Here is a 16,291-nt window from a genome sequence, read left to right on the forward strand (position 1 = left end):
GCCGTCAGAGGCGGCAGGCGTGGATGGCGGTGGTCAGGATGGCCCGGGCCCCGATGTCGTACAGATCGTCCATGATCCGCTGGGCCTCCTTGGCGGGGACCATCGCGCGGACGGCGACCCAGCCCTCGTTGTGCAGCGGCGAGACGGTCGGGGACTCCAGGCCCGGGGTGAGCGCGACGGCCTTCTCCAACTGCTCGACGCGGCAGTCGTAGTCCATCATCACGTAGGTCCGGGCGACGAGGACGCCCTGCAGGCGGCGCAGGAACTGCTGCACCTTGGCCTCGTGCTCCGACGACTCCGCGGACTCCGCGGCCGTGGCGGCGCCGACGCGGCGGATGACGACGGCCTCGGACTTCATGATCGGCTCGCCGAAGACCTCCAGGCCGGCGTTGCGCAGGGAGGTGCCGGTCTCGACGACGTCGGCGATGACCTCGGCGACGCCCAGCTCGATGGCGGTCTCGACCGCGCCGTCGAGGTGGACGACGGAGGCGTCGACGCCGTTGTCCGCGAGGTGTCCCGCGACGATGCCCTCGTAGGAGGTGGCGACCGTCTTGCCCTTGAGGTCCGCGACGCCGTTCGCCGTGCCCGGCTTGGAGGCGAAGCGGAAGGTGGAGCGGGCGAAGCCGAGCGGGAGGATCTCCTCGGCGTTGGCGCCGGAGTCGATGAGCAGGTCCCGGCCGGTGATGCCGATGTCGAGACGGCCGGAGGAGACGTAGATCGCGATGTCGCGGGGGCGGAGGTAGAAGAACTCCACCTCGTTGACCGGGTCGACGATCCGCAGTTCCTTGGACTCCCGGCGCTGCTGGTAGCCGGCCTCATGCAGCATCTCCCCCGCAGGGCCGGACAGGGAACCCTTGTTGGGGACGGCGATGCGCAGCATGAGGCGAGCTTCCTTTGCGTGAGAGGTGAGGTGCGGAACGGGCTGACTTACAGGTGGGCGTACACGTCGTCCAGGGAGATGCCGCGGGCGACCATCATCACCTGGACGTGGTAGAGCAGCTGCGAGATCTCCTCGGCGGCGGCTTCCTTGCCCTCGTACTCGGCGGCCATCCACACCTCGGCGGCCTCCTCGACGACTTTCTTGCCGATGGCATGGACGCCCTTCTCGACCAGTTCAGCGGTGCGGGAAGTGGCGGGGTCGCCGGTGATGGCCTTCTGCTGGAGCTCGGTGAAGAGCTCCTCGAACGTCTTCTTGGACATGGTGACGCTCAGCCTATGCCACACCGGCGTTTCGTCAGCGCCACGGTTCAGATACTGAGCGGAGCGTGGCCGCTGTCGCCACCGCCGCCGTCACCGCCTCGTGGCCCTTGTCCTCGTTGGAGCCCTCGATGCCCGCGCGGTCCAGGGCCTGCTCCTCGGTGTCGCAGGTCAGTACGCCCATGCCGACGGGGACGCCGGTGTCGACGGAGACCTGGGTGAGGCCCTGGGTGACGCCCTGGCACACGTACTCGAAGTGGGGGGTGCCGCCGCGGATGACGACACCGAGGGCGACGATGGCGTCGTAGCCGCGGCCCGCGAGGACCTTGGCGACGACGGGGAGTTCCCAGCTGCCGGGGACCCGCAGCAGGGTCGGCTCGGTGATGCCCAGGTCGCGCAGGGCGCGCAGGGCGCCTTCGACGAGGCCGTCCATCACCTTCTCGTGCCACTGCGCCGCGATGACCGCGACGCGCAGGTCGCCGCAGTTGCGTACGGACAGTTCGGGTGCGCCCTTGCCGCTCACGTTGCTCCTTGGTTCCTGGAACTCTTCTTCGTGGATCTTGCCGCTGGTGTTACTGGTTGCCGCAGGTGGACGCGCTGGTCGTGTCCAGCCACGGCAGGTCGTGGCCCATCCGGTCCCGCTTGGTGCGCAGGTAGCGGAGGTTGTGCTCGCCCGCGCGGACGGGCATCGGCTCGCGGTCGGTGACGACGAGGCCGTGCCGGACGAGGGCGTCGGTCTTCTCGGGGTTGTTGGTCATCAGGCGCACACCGCGCACACCCAGGTCCCGCAGGATCTGCGCCCCGGCCCCGTAGTCCCGGGCGTCGGCGGGCAGGCCCAGCTCCAGGTTGGCGTCGAGGGTGTCGCGGCCGAGTTCCTGGAGCTCGTACGCGCGCAGTTTGGACAGCAGTCCGATGCCGCGGCCCTCGTGGCCGCGCAGATAGACGACGACGCCCCGGCCCTCGGCGGCGATGCGCTGGAGGGAGGTCTCCAGCTGGGGGCCGCAGTCGCAGCGCAGGGAATGGAAGATGTCGCCGGTGAGGCATTCGGAGTGGACCCGGACGAGGACGTCCTCGCCGTCGCCGATCTCGCCGTGGACGAGGGCGACGTGTTCGACGCCGTCGACCGTGGAGCGGTAGCCGTAGGCCGTGAAGTCACCGAAGGCGGTGGGGAGTTGGGTCTTCGCCTCGCGCTTGACGGTGGGCTCGGAGCTGCGGCGGTAGGCGATCAGGTCCTCGATGGAGATGATCGTCAGGCCGTGCTTGCGGGCGAACGGGATCAGTTCGGGCAGGCGCAGCATGCGGCCGTCCTCGCCGGCGATCTCGACGATCGCGCCGGCCGGGCGCAGGCCCGCGAGACGGGCGAGGTCGACGGCGGCCTCGGTGTGGCCGTCGCGCACGAGCACCCCGCCGGAGCGGGCGCGCAGCGGGAAGATGTGGCCGGGCCGGACGAAGTCGCCGGGCTCGGCGGTGCCGCTCGCCAGGAGCTGGAGGGTGGTGGCGCGGTCGGAGGCGGAGATCCCGGTGGTGACACCGTGCTGGGGGCCCGCGTCGACGGTGACGGTGAAGGCGGTGCGCATGGACTCGGTGTTCTGCTGCACCATCTGCGGCAGTTCGAGCCGGTCCAGTTCGTCCGCCTCCATGGGGGCGCAGATCATGCCCCGGCACTCGCTCATCATGAAGGCGATGATCTCGGGGGTGGCCTTCTCGGCGGCGATGACGAGGTCGCCCTCGTTCTCGCGGTTCTCGTCGTCGACGACCACGACGGGGCGGCCCGCCGCGATGTCGGCGATGGCCTGCTCGACCGGGTCGAGCCCGAACTCCTCGATGTCGTCGGTGCTGTAGAGGATCGGCGCCGTGCTCATGCGGGGGCTCCTTCCAGGGCGGGCTTGCGGGAGCGCAGCCACCAGTCGCGCATGCCCCACAGGACGAGCGCGCCGTAGATGATGTAGACGAATCCGGAGAACGCGTATCCGTTGGCGAAGTTGAGGGGGACGCCGACGAGGTCGACGAGCAGCCAGGCGAACCAGAACTCGACCATGCCGCGCGCCTGGGCGTACATGGCGACGATGGTGCCGGTGAAGATGTAGGCGTCCGGCCAGGGGTCCCAGGACAGGGTCGGGAAGGCGGTGAAGAGGCCGCCGACGGCGAGGGTGCCGAGCACGGCGCCGGCGATCAGGTACCCGCGCTCGCGCCAAGTGGCGAAGCGCGGGGTGATGGCACCGTCCGCGGACTGACCTTTCGTACGGTTCCACTGCCACCAGCCGTACGCGGCGACGACCATGACGATGACCTGCTTGCCGGCGCTGCCGGTGAGGTGGCCGACGAAGGCGCCGAAGAGGACGAGGCCGGAGAGGAACTGCACGGGCCAGTTCCAGAGGGAGCGGATCGCGCCGAGGGCGAGGGCGATCAGTCCGAGGACGTTGCCGATCATGTCCGACCAGAGGATCTGCTGGCCGAAGGCCGTGAAGGCGACGGTGTTCAGGGAGTTCACCGTCCCGCTCCCCCGGTGTTCGCCGCTCCCTGGTTGCCCAGCAGGCGCTCGACGTACTTGGCGATGACGTCGACCTCCAGGTTGACCGGGTCGCCGGGCTGCTTGCGGCCGAGCGTGGTCAGGTCGAGTGTGGTCGGGATGAGGCTCACCGTGAAGTAGTCGGGGCCCGCGTCGACGACGGTGAGGCTGATGCCGTCGACGGTGATGGAGCCCTTCTCGACGACGTACCGGGTGAGGTCCGCCGGGAGCGAGATCTTGACGATCTCCCAGTTCTCGGAGGGCTTGCGCTCGATGACCTGGCCCGTGCCGTCGACGTGGCCCTGCACGATGTGCCCGCCGAGGCGCTCGCCGACGGCCATCGGGCGTTCGAGGTTGACGCGGGAGCCGACGCCGAGGGCGCCGAGGCTGGAGCGTTCGAGGGTCTCCGCCATGACGTCGGCGGTGAACCAGTCGTCCTCGTGCTCCACGACCGTGAGACAGACGCCGTTGACGGCGATGGAGTCGCCGTGCTTCGCGCCCTCGGTGACGACGGCGCCGCGCAGACGGAAGCGGGAGGAGTCGCCGAGATTCTCGACGGCGGTGACCTCACCCAGCTCTTCGACGATTCCGGTGAACACTTCCCGGGTCCTCCTGCCTCGTGGGGCACGGACTCCGGGGCTGTCGAAGACGACAGACAGAGCGGACAGCGGCACAGGGGGCGACGCCGCGTAGAAGACCCACCCCTGTCGGGGTAGGCCAAAAACAGACGGCGGCGCGCACGCATGCCCGCCCGCCGCGCACTGCCTCCCATCCGGACTTTAACCGTCGGTCCAGGAATTTCACCTGGTCAACCGGCCGCTGGAAGCGACCGGGTCGCGGACTATAACCGCCGGTTCGGACTTTCACCGACCCCGGAGTGCGCTGCTTCTGGTACATGGCCAGTGTGCCACGCCCGATCGGCACCCATGCGGGTGAGGGCTGTGGGGTGGCTCACAGACGACTTCGCTGGACTTCTCCGGCGAGCACCGCCGGTTTTCGGCTATCACTGACCAAGGGTCAACTTCCGTGGCCGTGACACCACTCGAAGGGGCCGAAACCCATTGACCAGCTTGGTCTAGTCCTTTTAAAGTCTGCGGTCGCGGTACCCGCCCTGAACGGCCCGGCGGCGGTGACGACGGCCCTTGCCCCGCCGCCGGGTCCCCCGCACTGCCGACCGGGGCCGGGACGCGCAGGCTGGAGGTCGCGGGACGGCAGCCGCGCGGGCTGGTTCCGCTCGCCGACGCGAAGGAAACAGCATGACCACAATCCTGGTGACCGGTGGCACCGGCGTCCTCGGGCACCCCCTGACCGAGCGGCTGCGGGCGGCCGGACACGATGTACGCGTCCTCAGCCGGCACGCCCAGCCGTACGCCGTCGACCTCGTCGCGGGCGGGAGCGGGCTGGACGAGGCCGTGGCGGGGGTGGACACGATCGTGCACTGCGCGACGTCGCCGCGCGGGGGCGACGAGAAGGCGGCGGAGCATCTGATCGAGGCGGCGCGGCGGGCCGGGGTGCGCCATCTCGTCTACATCTCGATCGTCGGGGTGGACCGGGTGCCGCTCGGCTACTACCGGTCCAAGCTGGCGGTCGAGCGGCTGGTCGAGGGGTCCGGGCTGGGCTGGACGATCCTGCGCGCGACCCAGTTCCACGACCTGGTCGTGCTGCTGTTCCAGAGTCTCTCCAAGCCGCCGGTCATGATGCTCCCCGCCGGGGTGAGCGACCAGCCCGTCGCCGTCACCGAGGTCGCGGACCGGCTGGCGGAGCTGGCCGTGGGTGCCCCCGCCGGTCGCGTCGACGACCTGGGCGGCCCGGAGGTCCTCAGCTTCCCCAAGCTGGCCCGCGCCTATCTGTCGGCCACCGGCCGCCGCCGCCCGCTCGTGAACGTCCCGCTGTTCGGCAAGGCCTACCGGGGCTTCCGCGCCGGCGGCCATCTCACGCCGGGGCGCGCGGTGGGCACGGTGACGTTCACGCAGTACCTGGAGCAGCGGTTCGGGGCGGCGCCGGGCAAGGGGTGAGGGGTGAGGGGTAACGGGCAAGGGGGCGCCCGGGCTACCGCGCGGGCGAGCCGAACAGGTCGTCCTGGGCCGCCTCCCGGGCCATGAGCAGCGCGCCGCGCAGCACGGCGGCCCCGCCGAGGCCACTGGCTCGCACCTCGGTCGGCAACGGCGACATCGCCGCCAGCCGCTTCCCCACCCTGCCGGCGAGTTCGCGACCGCCGGCCCGGCCGACCTCGCCGCCGAGCACCACACAGCCGGGGTCGAGCACGGCGACGACCGAGGCCACGCCGATGGCCACACGGTCGGCGAGGGCATCGAGGAAGGCGGCGTGGGGGGTGGTGTCGGAGGGGGTGTCGGAGGCCTCGTGAGAGGCGGGCGGCGTCGAGGCCGCCGCGCCGCCGGGCGCCATGAGGGCGGCGTCGGAGGCCGTGCGAGAGGCAGGCGTCGTCGAGGCCGCCGTGCCGCCGGGCGTCGTGAGGGCGGTCGCCGCCGTGCGCACCAGCGTCGCCGCGTACGGCTCGTGCGCCGCGGCCTCGGCCCTGAGGCCGTGGGCGGCAGCCAGCGCGACCACCGCCGCCGCGCCGCCGAGGGAGTGGAAGCCGCCCTCGCAGTCGACGGCGGAGGGGACCGTGGCCGTGCCCGGGACGGGGAGGAAGCCGATCTCGCCGGTGCCGCCGGAGGCACCGCGCCGGAGGTGGCCGTCGAGGACCACGGCGGCGCCGGTGCCGAGGCCGAGCCAGAGGAGGACGAAGGTGTCGCGGTCGCGGGCGGCTCCGTCGCGCTGTTCGGCGAGCGCGGCGAGGTTGGTCTCGTTCTCCACGAGGACGCGGGCGGGGAGCCGTTCGCCGAGGGCGGCGACCAGGCGGCGGTGCCAGGCGGGGAGGCCGCTGGAGTCGCGGAGTTCGCCGGTGGCCGGGTCGATCAGACCGGGGGCGCCGATCGCCACCGTGTGCAGCCGGTCGGCGCCCGCCTCCTTGGCGGCGCGCTCCACCAGGGCGACCGCCTGCTCGACCGCGGGCCCCGTGCCGGCGTCGTCCGCGATCGGGACGGACGCCCGCGTCAGCTCGGTACCGATCAGGTCGGTGACGACGACCGAGACCCCCTCGGTGCGCACGTCGACGGCGGCGAGGTGCGCGCGGTCGGCGACGATGCCGTGGACGCGGGCGTTGGGCCCGCGCCGCTGCTCCCCGGACTCCCCCACGACCTCGATCAGGCCGGCGGCCGTGAGGCGCTCCACGAGGTCGGCGACGGTGGGCCGGGACAGGCCGGTGAGCTGCTTCAACTGCCCTGCCGTCAGCGGCCCTTCCTGCTGCAGCAGTCGCAGGGCGAGCCGGTCGTTGATGGCTCGGGCGGTGCTGGGTGATGCGGGCATGCCGGGATCCTCCCAGATAGGCGGCACCGCGGGGCGGTCGGCCCGAAGCGTCTGCTCCCCACCCCGCTCACTATCTATCAGGCAGGGTTCCTGATAGTTTACGCGAGCGCTACGGGGTCGGGGTGGGCCGAGGACATCCGGGAACCGGAGGGTCGAGGGCGGCGGGCGGATGATTCAGGGAGGCGGAGAATGAGTGCGGTGATCTACGAGCAGCGCGAGGTGCGGCGGGCGCGCTACGCCGTGGCGGCCGTGTTCGCGGTGCACGGCGCCGTCACCGGCTCGTTCGCGACCCGTGTGCCGTGGATCCAGGACCATGCGGGGGTCAGCGCGGGCCAACTGGGTCTCGCCCTCGCCTTCCCGGCGATCGGCGCCTCGCTGGCGATGCCGCTCGCGGGTCGGATCAGTCACCGGTTCGGCGCCCGTACGGCGTTGCGCGGACTGCTCTCGATGTGGACGCTCGCGCTGGTCCTGCCCTCCCTCTCGCCGAACCTCTGGACGCTCTGCCTCGCGCTGTTCGTGTACGGCGCGTCGGCGGGCATGTCGGACGTCGCCATGAACGCGCTCGGTGTCGAGGTCGAGAGCCGCCTCGGGAAGTCGATCATGTCGGGTCTCCACGGCATGTGGAGCGCGGGCGCCCTCGTCGGCTCGGCGGCCGGCACCCTCGCGGCGCACCTCGGTTCGGACGCCCGGCTGCACCACGTGCTCGCGGCGGCCGCGCTCACCGTCCTCGGACTGGTCGCCTGCCAGTGGGTACTGGATCTGCGGCCCACCGAGGACGAGGAGCCGCCGCCCAGGTTCGCGCTGCCGCCGAAGTCGGCGCTGCTGATCGGCGCGGTCGGCTTCTGCGCGGTGTTCGCGGAGGGGGCGGCCCTGGACTGGTCGGCGGTCTATCTGCGGGACCAGTTGGAGACCTCGGCCGGGCTCGCGGCGGCGTGCACCACCGGGTTCATGCTGACCATGGCGGTCGCCCGGCTGGCGGGCGACGCGGTGGTCAACCGCTTCGGCTCGGTCCGTACGGTCCGGGTCAGCGGCGTGCTGGCCGCCCTCGGCGGGGTCCTCATCGTCGTCGCGAACGCGCCGGCGGTCGCGATGACCGGGTTCGCGCTGATGGGCCTCGGCATCGCGGTCGTCGTACCGCTCTGCTTCGCCGCCGCCGGCCGCAGCGGGCCCAACCCCAGTCAGGCCATCGCGGGGGTCGCGACCATCACGTACACCTCCGGGCTCGTGGCGCCGAGCGCGATCGGCGGTCTGGCTCAACTGACCAGTCTGGTCGTGTCGTTCGGCCTGGTGACCGTGCTGGCGTGCGGCCTGGTCGCCTTCGCGGGCGTGCTGCGCACCAGCGACTCCGACCGCCCCCGGGTGCCCCTGCCGAACGTGACGCTGCCCGACCCGAAGGCCTGATCCGGCCGCCCGCGACGCCTCGCTCAGCCCCGCGCCAGCTCGTACGCGTATGCCGGCGAGAACGCCCCGGCCCGCCCTCGGCAGCCGTCGGACTCGCCCGGGAGTTTCACCCACAGGTAGGCGTGGACGCGGGGCTCGCCGGTGGTGAGGGTGGGCGGGCGGCCGAGGCCGCGGCCGGTGGGGTCGCACCAGGCGCCGTCGGCCGGGGCGCCGTTGCCGTTGCGGCTGGTGTCGATGACGGCGCCGAGCCCGGCGGGAGCGCCGAGGGCGTCGAGGACCCGGCGGGTGTAGGCGACCTCGGCCTCCGTGCGGTTGAAGTTCGACACGTTGCTGAAGACGCCGTCGGAGCCGTCGGGGGCGGCGGCGCCCGCCCGGCGCAGGAGCGCTGCCTGCTTGCCCGGGGTGTTCCACCGAGAGTGCCCGGCGTCGTAGTAGACGCGGGCGTCGGGGTTGGCCGCCTTGAGGACCCGGCCCGCGCGGGCGAGCGAGGCGAAGCGGTCGGCGCGGCCGTCGGCGGAGAGACAGTCGGACTGGGCGATCGCGTCCGGCTCCAGGATCACGATGACGTCCTCCGAGCCGAGCCCGGCGGCGAACGCGTCGATCCAGGCGTCGTACGCGTCCAGGTTCGGTGCCCCGCCCTGGGAGGCACCGCCGCAGTCGCGGTCGGGGATCGCGTACGCCACGAGGACCGGCACCTGGTCCCGCGCGGCGCCCCCGGAGGCGACGGCCGCGACCTGCGAGGTGAGGGCGGCGGGGTCGGGGGCGGTGAACCAGACGGCGGCGGGGCGGTCGGCGATGCCGGACTCGATGGCGGCGCCGCGCGGGTCGTCGGGGTGGTCACGGACCCAGTCGAGGACCTGGGAGTCGGGGTGGCGGTAGAGCACACCGGGGCCGGTCCCGGGCGCCGCGCGCTGTGCGGTCCGCTCCGCCGGGGGCCGCGCTCCGGCCTTCACCGAGGGGCCGGGCGGGGGCGACGACGAGGACGGGACGCGCGCCGGGGTGGAGCGGTCCGGGGCGGGCCCGCTCCCTCCGGTCGGGCCGGAGAGCCCGGAAGGGGTGGAGGGGTCGGACGGAAGGGCCCATGAGCGGCTCGTCCGCGGTCGGGCCTCGTCGGCGCCTCTCTCACCGCCCATCGCCGCCACCATGCCGGTGATCGTCCCGACGACGGCCATGAGCGACGCCGCCGCCGTCATGGCGCCGCGCCTCGCCGCCCGCCGGCGTTCGGCTCGGCGTGCGGCCAGACGCTGGGCGCGTAAGCCTGACACGTGGTGCTCCCCCCTGTTCCCCGGACCGCGCTCCGTCGGCTTCCCGGTACTTCCCGCCGCGCCCGCGTTACCCCGTTCCGGGGACGCGCAGGGCACGGCGGCACCGGTGTCAGCGTAGGCCTGCGACCCTGCCAACTATGGCGCAGTCGCAACATTTCACCCCTTCCGTGGACCCGGCGGACGATCCCGTGGACACGGTCGTCTCCCGTATGCGCGCTCTGGACGCCGTCCTTCCCGAGCGGGACGGGATCGCCGTCTTCAACGGCGTCTACCTCGCTGTCACGGAGGCCATCGGACGGCGCCTGGACACCGGTCACTTCCCGGACGCCGAGGCCGCGATCACCCTGGACGTGCTTTTCGCCGAGCGGTATCTGCGGGTCGCCGAGGGCGGGCACGCGCCCGCGTGCTGGCGGCCGCTGCTGCAGTTCCGGCGCCACCCCGGGGTACGGCCGCTGCAGTTCGCCCTCTGCGGCATCAATGCGCACATCGGGCACGATCTCGCGCTGGCCGTCGTGGACACCTGTCGTACGCTCGGCTGCGAACCGGCCGAGCTGGAGGACGAGTTCGAGCAGGTGGGCGATGTGCTCGTGTCGTTGGAGGAACGTATCCGCGAGGAGTTGATGCCGGGTCCCGATCTTCTCCAGATCGCCGATCCGCTCACGCATCTGCTCGGCGCGTGGAGCCTGGAACGCGCCCGTGAGGCCAGTTGGTCGGCCGCCCGAGCGCTGTGGGCGCTGCGCGGTCTCCCCGATCTCGCCGAGGAGTTCGCCCACCGGCTGGACGCGGCGGTGGGCCTCGCGGGCCGCATGCTGCTGACCCCGATGCCCGAACGCGCCGACTGCCGTCCTCGCGGGTGACCCCCGGCTCGTGCGGCCGGGGGTGGCTCCTCCCGCGAAACCGCCCTAGTCCTCGGGGAGTTCGACGGGGGCGATCGTGTCGTACACGTCTCCCGGGCCGGGGTTGGTCGCGTCCGTGGCGCCGCCGAAGTGGTGCATGACGCCCCAGACCGCGTTGAGCGCGGTCTGGATCGCGCCCTCCGCCCAGCCGGCCGTCCAGGAGATGTCGTCGCCGGCGAGGAAGATGCCCCGCTTGTCGTCGGGCAGCCGGTCCTGCATGAAGTGGGTGAACAGGCGCCGCTGGTAGCGGTAGTGGCCGGGCAGGTTCGCCTTGAAGGCGCCCATGAAGTACGGCTCGTTCTCCCAGGAGACGGTCACCGGGTTGCCGATGACGTGGCTCCGGATGTCGACGTTCGGGTAGATCTCGCCGAGCGACTTCAGCATGACCTCCATCCGCTCGTTCGCCGACAGCGGCAGCCACTTCAGGCTGTCGTCGCACCAGGTGTAGGAGAGGCAGATGACGGCGGGCTTGTCCGGGCCGTCATCGAGGAGATAGGTCCCGCGCGTCATGCGGTCGGTGAGCGTCATCGACATGACGTCCCGGCCGGTGACCTCGTCCTTGTCCAGCCAGAACGGCCGGTCGACGGGCACGAAGAGCTTGCTGGACTCCATGTAGTGGGTGCGCTCGATCGCCGTCCAGTGGTCGATCGGGAAGAGCGAGTCGTCGCAGGCGATCTTCGAGAGCAGCATCCAGGACTGCGCGGTGAAGATCGCCGCCCGGTAGGTGCGGATGTCGCCGTTCGCGTCCGTCACGGTGATCCGGTTGCCGGCGGTCCGCTGCAACCGGGTCACGGCGGGCCGGGGCTCCCCCGCAGTGTGCAGGGACCTGAGGGACGTCCCGTACGGCCAGTGCACGATCTTCTCGGGCTCGCGTTCCCAGAGCCGCAGCGGGAGTTGCTGGCTGCCGCCGACGATGCCGCGGTGGTGGTCGTCGGCCTCGGTGTAGACGACGCGCAGGATCTCCAGGATGGAGTTGGGGAAGTCGGTGTCCCAGCCGCCGGTGCCGAAGCCGACCTGGCCGAAGATCTCGCGGTGCCGGAAGGACTTGAAGGCCTCGGAGTCGCAGAGGAAGCCGTAGAAGGTCTGGTTGTCGAGCCGCTCGACGAGCTTCGCCCAGATCTCCCGGATGCGCGGCACGTCCCGCTCGCGCAGCGCCTGGTTCATGTCGGAGAAGTCGGCGCCCTCTTCGAGGCAGGCCTTCCAGGCGGCGGCCACGTCCCGGTAGACCTGCGGCAGGTCGTCGATGGTCTCGGCGTAGTGGGACTCGCCCTTGAGGTCGACGACGGTCGACGGCGTCGCCTCCGCGAGGGGGTTGGGGAACGGCCGGGTCTCCAGACCCGCCAGGTCGATGTAGTGCTGGAGTGCCGTGGAGGACGGCGGGAAGCGCATCGCCCCCATCTCGGCGGTGAGCGACGGGTCGCAGCCCTCGAAGCCGACCGTCCGCAGACGCCCGCCGATCCGGTCGGCCTCGTAGACGACCGGCTTGAGCCCCATCTTCATCAGCTCGTACGCCGCCACGATGCCGGACAGGCCCCCGCCGATGACCGCGACCTCGGCCCCGTGCTCGGTGGCCGGTATCTGGCCCAGACCGGCCGGGTGGGCCAGGAAGTCGTCGTACGCGTATGGGAAGTCCGGGCCGAACATGGTGATCGGCGGCTGCTGCTCGTCTGCGTGCTCGACGGCGTTGGGCACGGTGGACGTCATGGGGTACGGACTCCTTGCGGTGGAACGGGGGTTCGGGGTGGGGCGGGGCGGGGCTCAGACGAGGGAGCCGTAGAGCCCGGGGCGACGGTCCTGGAGGTACGGGTTCGCCTCGCGGGAGGCCACGACGACGGCGGGGTCGACGTCGGCGAGGACGAGGTCCTCCTCGCGTCCGGCGCGGGTGCGCGCGATCCCGTCGGGCCCCGCCAGCGTGGACAGCCCGACGAACTCGAACTCCCCTTCGCGGCCGACCCGGTTGACGTACGCGACGTACATCTGGTTCTCGAAGGCCCGCACCGGGATCATCGACTCGGCGACGAACTGGAACGGATGCATCTGGGCGGTCGGCACCACCAGCAGATCGGTGCCGGCGAGGGCGTGGGCGCGGACGTTCTCGGGGAACTCCACGTCGTAGCAGATCAGGAGCCCGACGCGGAGGCCGCCCAGTTCGGCCTGGACGACGCTCCGCTCGCCCGGCGTGAAGTGGTCGCGCTCGAAGCAGCCGAAGAGGTGGGTCTTGCGGTAGTTCGCCAGCCGGACGCCGTCGGCGGAGACGAGCTGCGCCGAGTTGAAGACCGTCTCACCGGCGCGCTCCGGGTACCCGTAGACGATCGCGATCCCGTGGCGCCCGGCGATCTCCGCGACCGCGTCGGCCGAGTCGCCGTCGGCCGCCTCGGCGAGCCGCGCGATGTCGTCCCCGATCGCGTACCCCGTCAGGAACATCTCCGGCGCCACCACCAGCCCCGCCCCGGCCTCGGCGGCCCGCGCCGCGGCCTCGTCGAGCACCTTCAGGTTCCCGACGACGGAGCCGGGCCGACCGGAGCTCTGGAGCAGGGCGGTACGCATGCGTGTTCCTCACCGGGACAAAGGGGGATTCGGGGGCCAGAAAGACGGTACGGCCGCCGCGCCGAACGGGACAAGCGGCGGCCATTGCGCACCGATGGGCGATTCGTTGCGTGCGGCCGGGCCCGCACGACGATTCGTTGCGCTCCTGAAAAAGGGCTCCACCCGCGCCCTTCAGGGGCGCGGGGAACTGCGCGACCAGCCACACCGAACCCGCGGCCGCCCACGAACCCCACGCCCCACCCCCTTACGCGCCCCTCCGCACCACCAACACACCCGCCGTCACGAGATACGGCACCGCGAACACGGCGAACACCACCCCGTGCGCATACCCCGCACCCCCGACCACGGCATATACGGCGAAGACGGCGACCGTCGCCGTCTCCGTCCCCATGCTCGCGACGGACGTCAGCGTCGCCCGCCGCGCCCCCTCGATCCGGTCCTGCAACCGCGCGTCGGCGAGCACATTGACCAGCTGGAACCCCCCGAAGGCGACGGCGACGAGCCCGATCCCGGCCGGCGTCCCCATCAACGCCCCCACGGCCAGCGCGACCGACGCCCCGGCCAGCACCACCCCCAGCCCGGCGGAGCCCATCCGCTCCCCCACGCCGGTGAGCAGGCTGCCGATCGCCGGCCCCACCCAGATCACCAGCAGCAGATACGGCACCGTCTGCTCGGCCACCCCGGTGTCCCGGACCAGCAGCGGCGTGTACTCGTCGAGCGCGCCCCAGACCGCCCCGACGGCCGGCACGAGCAGCATCGCGCCCCGTACGGAACGGTCCCGGCGGAGCTCGGTGAGCCCGGCCCGCAGGGTGGCGAGGGTGGAGGCGTGCTTCGGCCCCGGCGCCGCCTCCCGGTGTTCCGGGAACCGCGTGGCCACCACCGAGGTCAGCACACAGACCAGGACGCTCGCCGCGCCCACGGCCGGGTAGCCGCCGAGGTCGAGGACCGGACCGGCCAGTCCCATCGCGGCCATCACGGCGACCATCCCGGCCGCCTGGGCCCGGCCGACGATCCGGGCGTACCGGTCGGCCGAGCCGAGCCGGTCGAGTTCGTCGTAGACCAGCGCCTCCAGGGCGCCGGAACCGAGCGCGCCCCGCACGCCCCACAGGACGAACCCGAGGGCGAAGGCCCAGTACGAGGGGGTGATCACCCACAGGGCGAAGCCGGCGGCGGTGAGCAGCGGTCCCACCCACAGCAGCAGCCGCCGGGAGACGGCGTCGGCCCAGGCACCGGAGGGCACCTCCAGCACGATCCCGGTGATCGACCACAGGGCGAACAGCGAGGAGATCTGCCAGATCGACAGCCCGGTGTCGCTGAACAGCAGCGCGTACACCGGATAGAGCAGCACGAAGTCGTCGAGGAACGCGTAGCCGTACAGCGTGGCCGTGAGCCGTCGGACACCGGTGGTCGCGACAGCGGGCTCACGCGCGGGTGAGAGAGTCATGAGGCCTTCCGGAAGGAGCGGATCGGACGTCGTCGGTACGGCGTCCGAGGCGGTCCTCGGGAGGCGCGGCTGGTGGATCAATGTCGCCAGGTCATGGCACCGATGCTAGCCGGGCCGCCCCCGTCCGGCCCAGGGGATATCGGGGATCACTCGCGGGCGCCCGGCTCCAGCGCGAACGTGGTGATCACGGCGGCGTGGTCCGACGGCCAGTCGTTGTCCTCGACGTCCGGCCAGGGGCTGGGGGTGCCGCTGACGTGGGTGCGGGAGTCGAGCACCGCCAGGCCGCGGTGCAGCACGAAGTCGATCCGGTCCTGCGGCTCGGGCCGGCCGCTGCCGTCCTCGTGCACGGTGTGGATCGGCGACCAGGTGTGACCTGGCTCCCGTACGGGGTCGGGGTGGGCCTCGCGGTAGGAGTCGCGCAGGCCGCTCGCCTCGGCGGCCCTGGTCACCGGCCAGCCGACGTCCGGCCGGTCGAGGTGCGAGGGGCTGTTGAAGTCGCCGACGAGCACGACGGGCACGGGGGCCGCGCCAGGCGCGCCGGGCGCGGTGTCGTCGATCCGGCGCAGACAGTCCCGCAGCTGGGTGAGCCGAACCTCCTCGTGGGCGATCAGCTCGGCGGCGGGCAGCCCGTCGAAGGCGGCCTCGTAGGGGCCGTACGGCGTGTAGTCCAGGTGGACGCTCCACACGTCCACCTCGGTGCCGGAGTCGGTCCTGATCCGGACTCCGGTGGCCCCGTAGAAGCCGACGTCGGGGTCACCGAGGCGTTCGGTGATCGGGTGGCGGCTGATGATGCCGAGGTTGTCGCCGGCCCGGTGGTGGTGCCAGCCGAGGGCCTCCGCGAGTTCCTGGGCGGCGGTGCCGCACGTCTCCTGGAGGCCGACCACGTCGACACCGGTCTCGGTGATCACCTTGAGCTGCTTGGCGCGGTGGTCGCGGACCTTGGTGCCGCCGTGCCAGAGGTTCCAGGTCATCACGCGCAGGACGGGACCATCGGGCGCGACCAGCAGGCGCAGGCTCGCCGGTGTCACGCCCTCCAGGCTCTCGCGGACGGTCCGCCCGGGTGCCTCCTCGATGGGGGCGAGCGAGGGGACGGCGAGGACCACGCAGCCCGCGGCCTCGGCGGAGGTGACGCCGGTCCTGGTGTCCTCGACGGCGACGCAGGCGGCCGGGTCGACGCCGAGGGCGCGGCAGGCGGCGAGGTACGGATCGGGGGCGGGCTTGGTGTGCTCGGTGTCGTCGGCGGTGACGGAGACGGCGAACAGGTCGCGGCCGAGGACGTCGAGGACGGTGTCGGCGACGGCCCGCGGCGAGGCGGTGACCAGGGCGGTGGGGACGTCCTCGCGGGCCAGGGCCCGCAGCAGCTCCAGCGCGCCGGGGCGGGGCACGGTCCCGGTGCGGACCCGGTCGGCGAACTCCTGGTGCAGTTCGGCGGCGAGCGCGTCCCGGTCGGCGCCGGTGAGCGCGGCGAGCCAGTCGGCGGTGTGCTCGACGGGGCGGCCCAGGACGTCCGGCTGGTCGGCCTCGGACAGCGCGCGTCCGAGGCGGGCGGCCACCTCCGCCACCGCGTCCCACCACAGCCGCTCGGTGTCGACGAGCGTGCCGTCCATGTCGAACAGGGCGGCCTGGAGCGGGGATCGGGACACGGGACTCTCTTTCCGTGGGG

General features: G+C 72.4%; 15 protein-coding genes and 1 riboswitch. Of the genes, 3 read left to right on the plus strand and 12 right to left on the minus strand.

Annotation, left to right across the window (positions count from 1 at the left end):
* Positions 1–4: 4 nt before the first annotated feature.
* The 6 genes from hisG to L3078_RS08270 are packed head-to-tail and all read right to left on the minus strand — an operon-like array spanning position 5 to position 4,305.
* Positions 5–880 (minus strand): ATP phosphoribosyltransferase, encoded by an 876-nt coding sequence (hisG, locus tag L3078_RS08245; protein ID WP_239752387.1) that lies wholly within the window; start codon positions 878–880, stop codon positions 5–7.
* 47 nt (positions 881–927) lie between these two features.
* Entirely contained in the window at positions 928–1,200 is a 273-nt protein-coding gene (locus L3078_RS08250; RefSeq protein WP_239752388.1) for a phosphoribosyl-ATP diphosphatase, read from the minus strand.
* Between the two features lie 34 nt (positions 1,201–1,234).
* Entirely contained in the window at positions 1,235–1,720 is a 486-nt protein-coding gene (gene ribH / locus L3078_RS08255; RefSeq protein WP_045557284.1) for a 6,7-dimethyl-8-ribityllumazine synthase, read from the minus strand.
* 49 nt (positions 1,721–1,769) lie between these two features.
* The gene (locus L3078_RS08260) at positions 1,770–3,059 is read right to left on the minus strand and encodes a bifunctional 3,4-dihydroxy-2-butanone-4-phosphate synthase/GTP cyclohydrolase II (protein ID WP_239752389.1); all 1,290 of its coding nucleotides are present in this window, start codon (positions 3,057–3,059) and stop codon (positions 1,770–1,772) included.
* On the minus strand, positions 3,056–3,688 hold the full coding sequence (locus L3078_RS08265; protein WP_239752390.1) for a nicotinamide mononucleotide transporter family protein: 633 nt from the start codon (positions 3,686–3,688) through the stop codon (positions 3,056–3,058). The genes L3078_RS08260 and L3078_RS08265 overlap by 4 nt, the downstream gene beginning before the upstream one ends.
* Entirely contained in the window at positions 3,685–4,305 is a 621-nt protein-coding gene (locus tag L3078_RS08270; RefSeq protein ID WP_239752391.1) for a riboflavin synthase, read from the minus strand. The genes L3078_RS08265 and L3078_RS08270 overlap by 4 nt, the downstream gene beginning before the upstream one ends.
* A gap of 155 nt (positions 4,306–4,460) precedes the next feature.
* A riboswitch (FMN riboswitch) is annotated at positions 4,461–4,591 on the minus strand.
* Positions 4,592–4,962: 371 nt separating this feature from the next.
* Here L3078_RS08270 and L3078_RS08275 point away from each other — a divergent pair.
* Complete coding sequence (locus L3078_RS08275; protein ID WP_239752392.1) at positions 4,963–5,721, plus strand: SDR family oxidoreductase; 759 nt, start codon at positions 4,963–4,965, stop codon at positions 5,719–5,721.
* Between the two features lie 34 nt (positions 5,722–5,755).
* Here L3078_RS08275 and L3078_RS08280 read toward each other — a convergent pair whose 3' ends face one another.
* A complete protein-coding gene (locus L3078_RS08280; protein WP_239752393.1) occupies positions 5,756–7,075 on the minus strand; it encodes an ROK family transcriptional regulator in 1,320 nt (439 codons plus the stop codon).
* Between the two features lie 189 nt (positions 7,076–7,264).
* On the opposite strand from L3078_RS08280, the gene L3078_RS08285 reads away from it, so the two are divergent.
* Positions 7,265–8,476, plus strand: coding sequence for an MFS transporter (locus tag L3078_RS08285; protein WP_239752394.1), 1,212 nt, complete (start codon positions 7,265–7,267; stop codon positions 8,474–8,476).
* Between the two features lie 23 nt (positions 8,477–8,499).
* Here the strand turns inward: L3078_RS08285 and L3078_RS08290 are convergent, their stop codons facing one another.
* A complete protein-coding gene (locus tag L3078_RS08290; protein ID WP_239760247.1) occupies positions 8,500–9,669 on the minus strand; it encodes a glycoside hydrolase family 6 protein in 1,170 nt (389 codons plus the stop codon).
* Positions 9,670–9,878: 209 nt separating this feature from the next.
* Between L3078_RS08290 and L3078_RS08295 the strand changes: the two genes are divergently transcribed.
* The gene (locus L3078_RS08295; RefSeq protein WP_239752395.1) at positions 9,879–10,598 is read left to right on the plus strand and encodes a DUF5995 family protein; all 720 of its coding nucleotides are present in this window, start codon (positions 9,879–9,881) and stop codon (positions 10,596–10,598) included.
* Between the two features lie 45 nt (positions 10,599–10,643).
* Here L3078_RS08295 and L3078_RS08300 read toward each other — a convergent pair whose 3' ends face one another.
* From L3078_RS08300 to L3078_RS08315, 4 genes are all read right to left on the minus strand, one after another.
* Positions 10,644–12,341: a flavin monoamine oxidase family protein gene (locus tag L3078_RS08300; RefSeq protein ID WP_239752396.1), complete on the minus strand. Its 1,698-nt coding sequence runs from the start codon at positions 12,339–12,341 to the stop codon at positions 10,644–10,646.
* Between the two features lie 54 nt (positions 12,342–12,395).
* The gene (locus L3078_RS08305; RefSeq protein WP_239752397.1) at positions 12,396–13,184 is read right to left on the minus strand and encodes a carbon-nitrogen hydrolase family protein; all 789 of its coding nucleotides are present in this window, start codon (positions 13,182–13,184) and stop codon (positions 12,396–12,398) included.
* 244 nt (positions 13,185–13,428) lie between these two features.
* Positions 13,429–14,628, minus strand: a complete 1,200-nt coding sequence (locus L3078_RS08310) for an MFS transporter (protein WP_239752398.1) — start codon at positions 14,626–14,628, stop codon at positions 13,429–13,431.
* Positions 14,629–14,774: 146 nt separating this feature from the next.
* On the minus strand, positions 14,775–16,271 hold the full coding sequence (locus L3078_RS08315; protein WP_239752399.1) for an HAD-IA family hydrolase: 1,497 nt from the start codon (positions 16,269–16,271) through the stop codon (positions 14,775–14,777).
* Positions 16,272–16,291: the final 20 nt, after the last annotated feature.

Source organism: Streptomyces deccanensis (assembly GCF_022385335.1).
GTDB lineage: Bacteria > Actinomycetota > Actinomycetes > Streptomycetales > Streptomycetaceae > Streptomyces > Streptomyces deccanensis.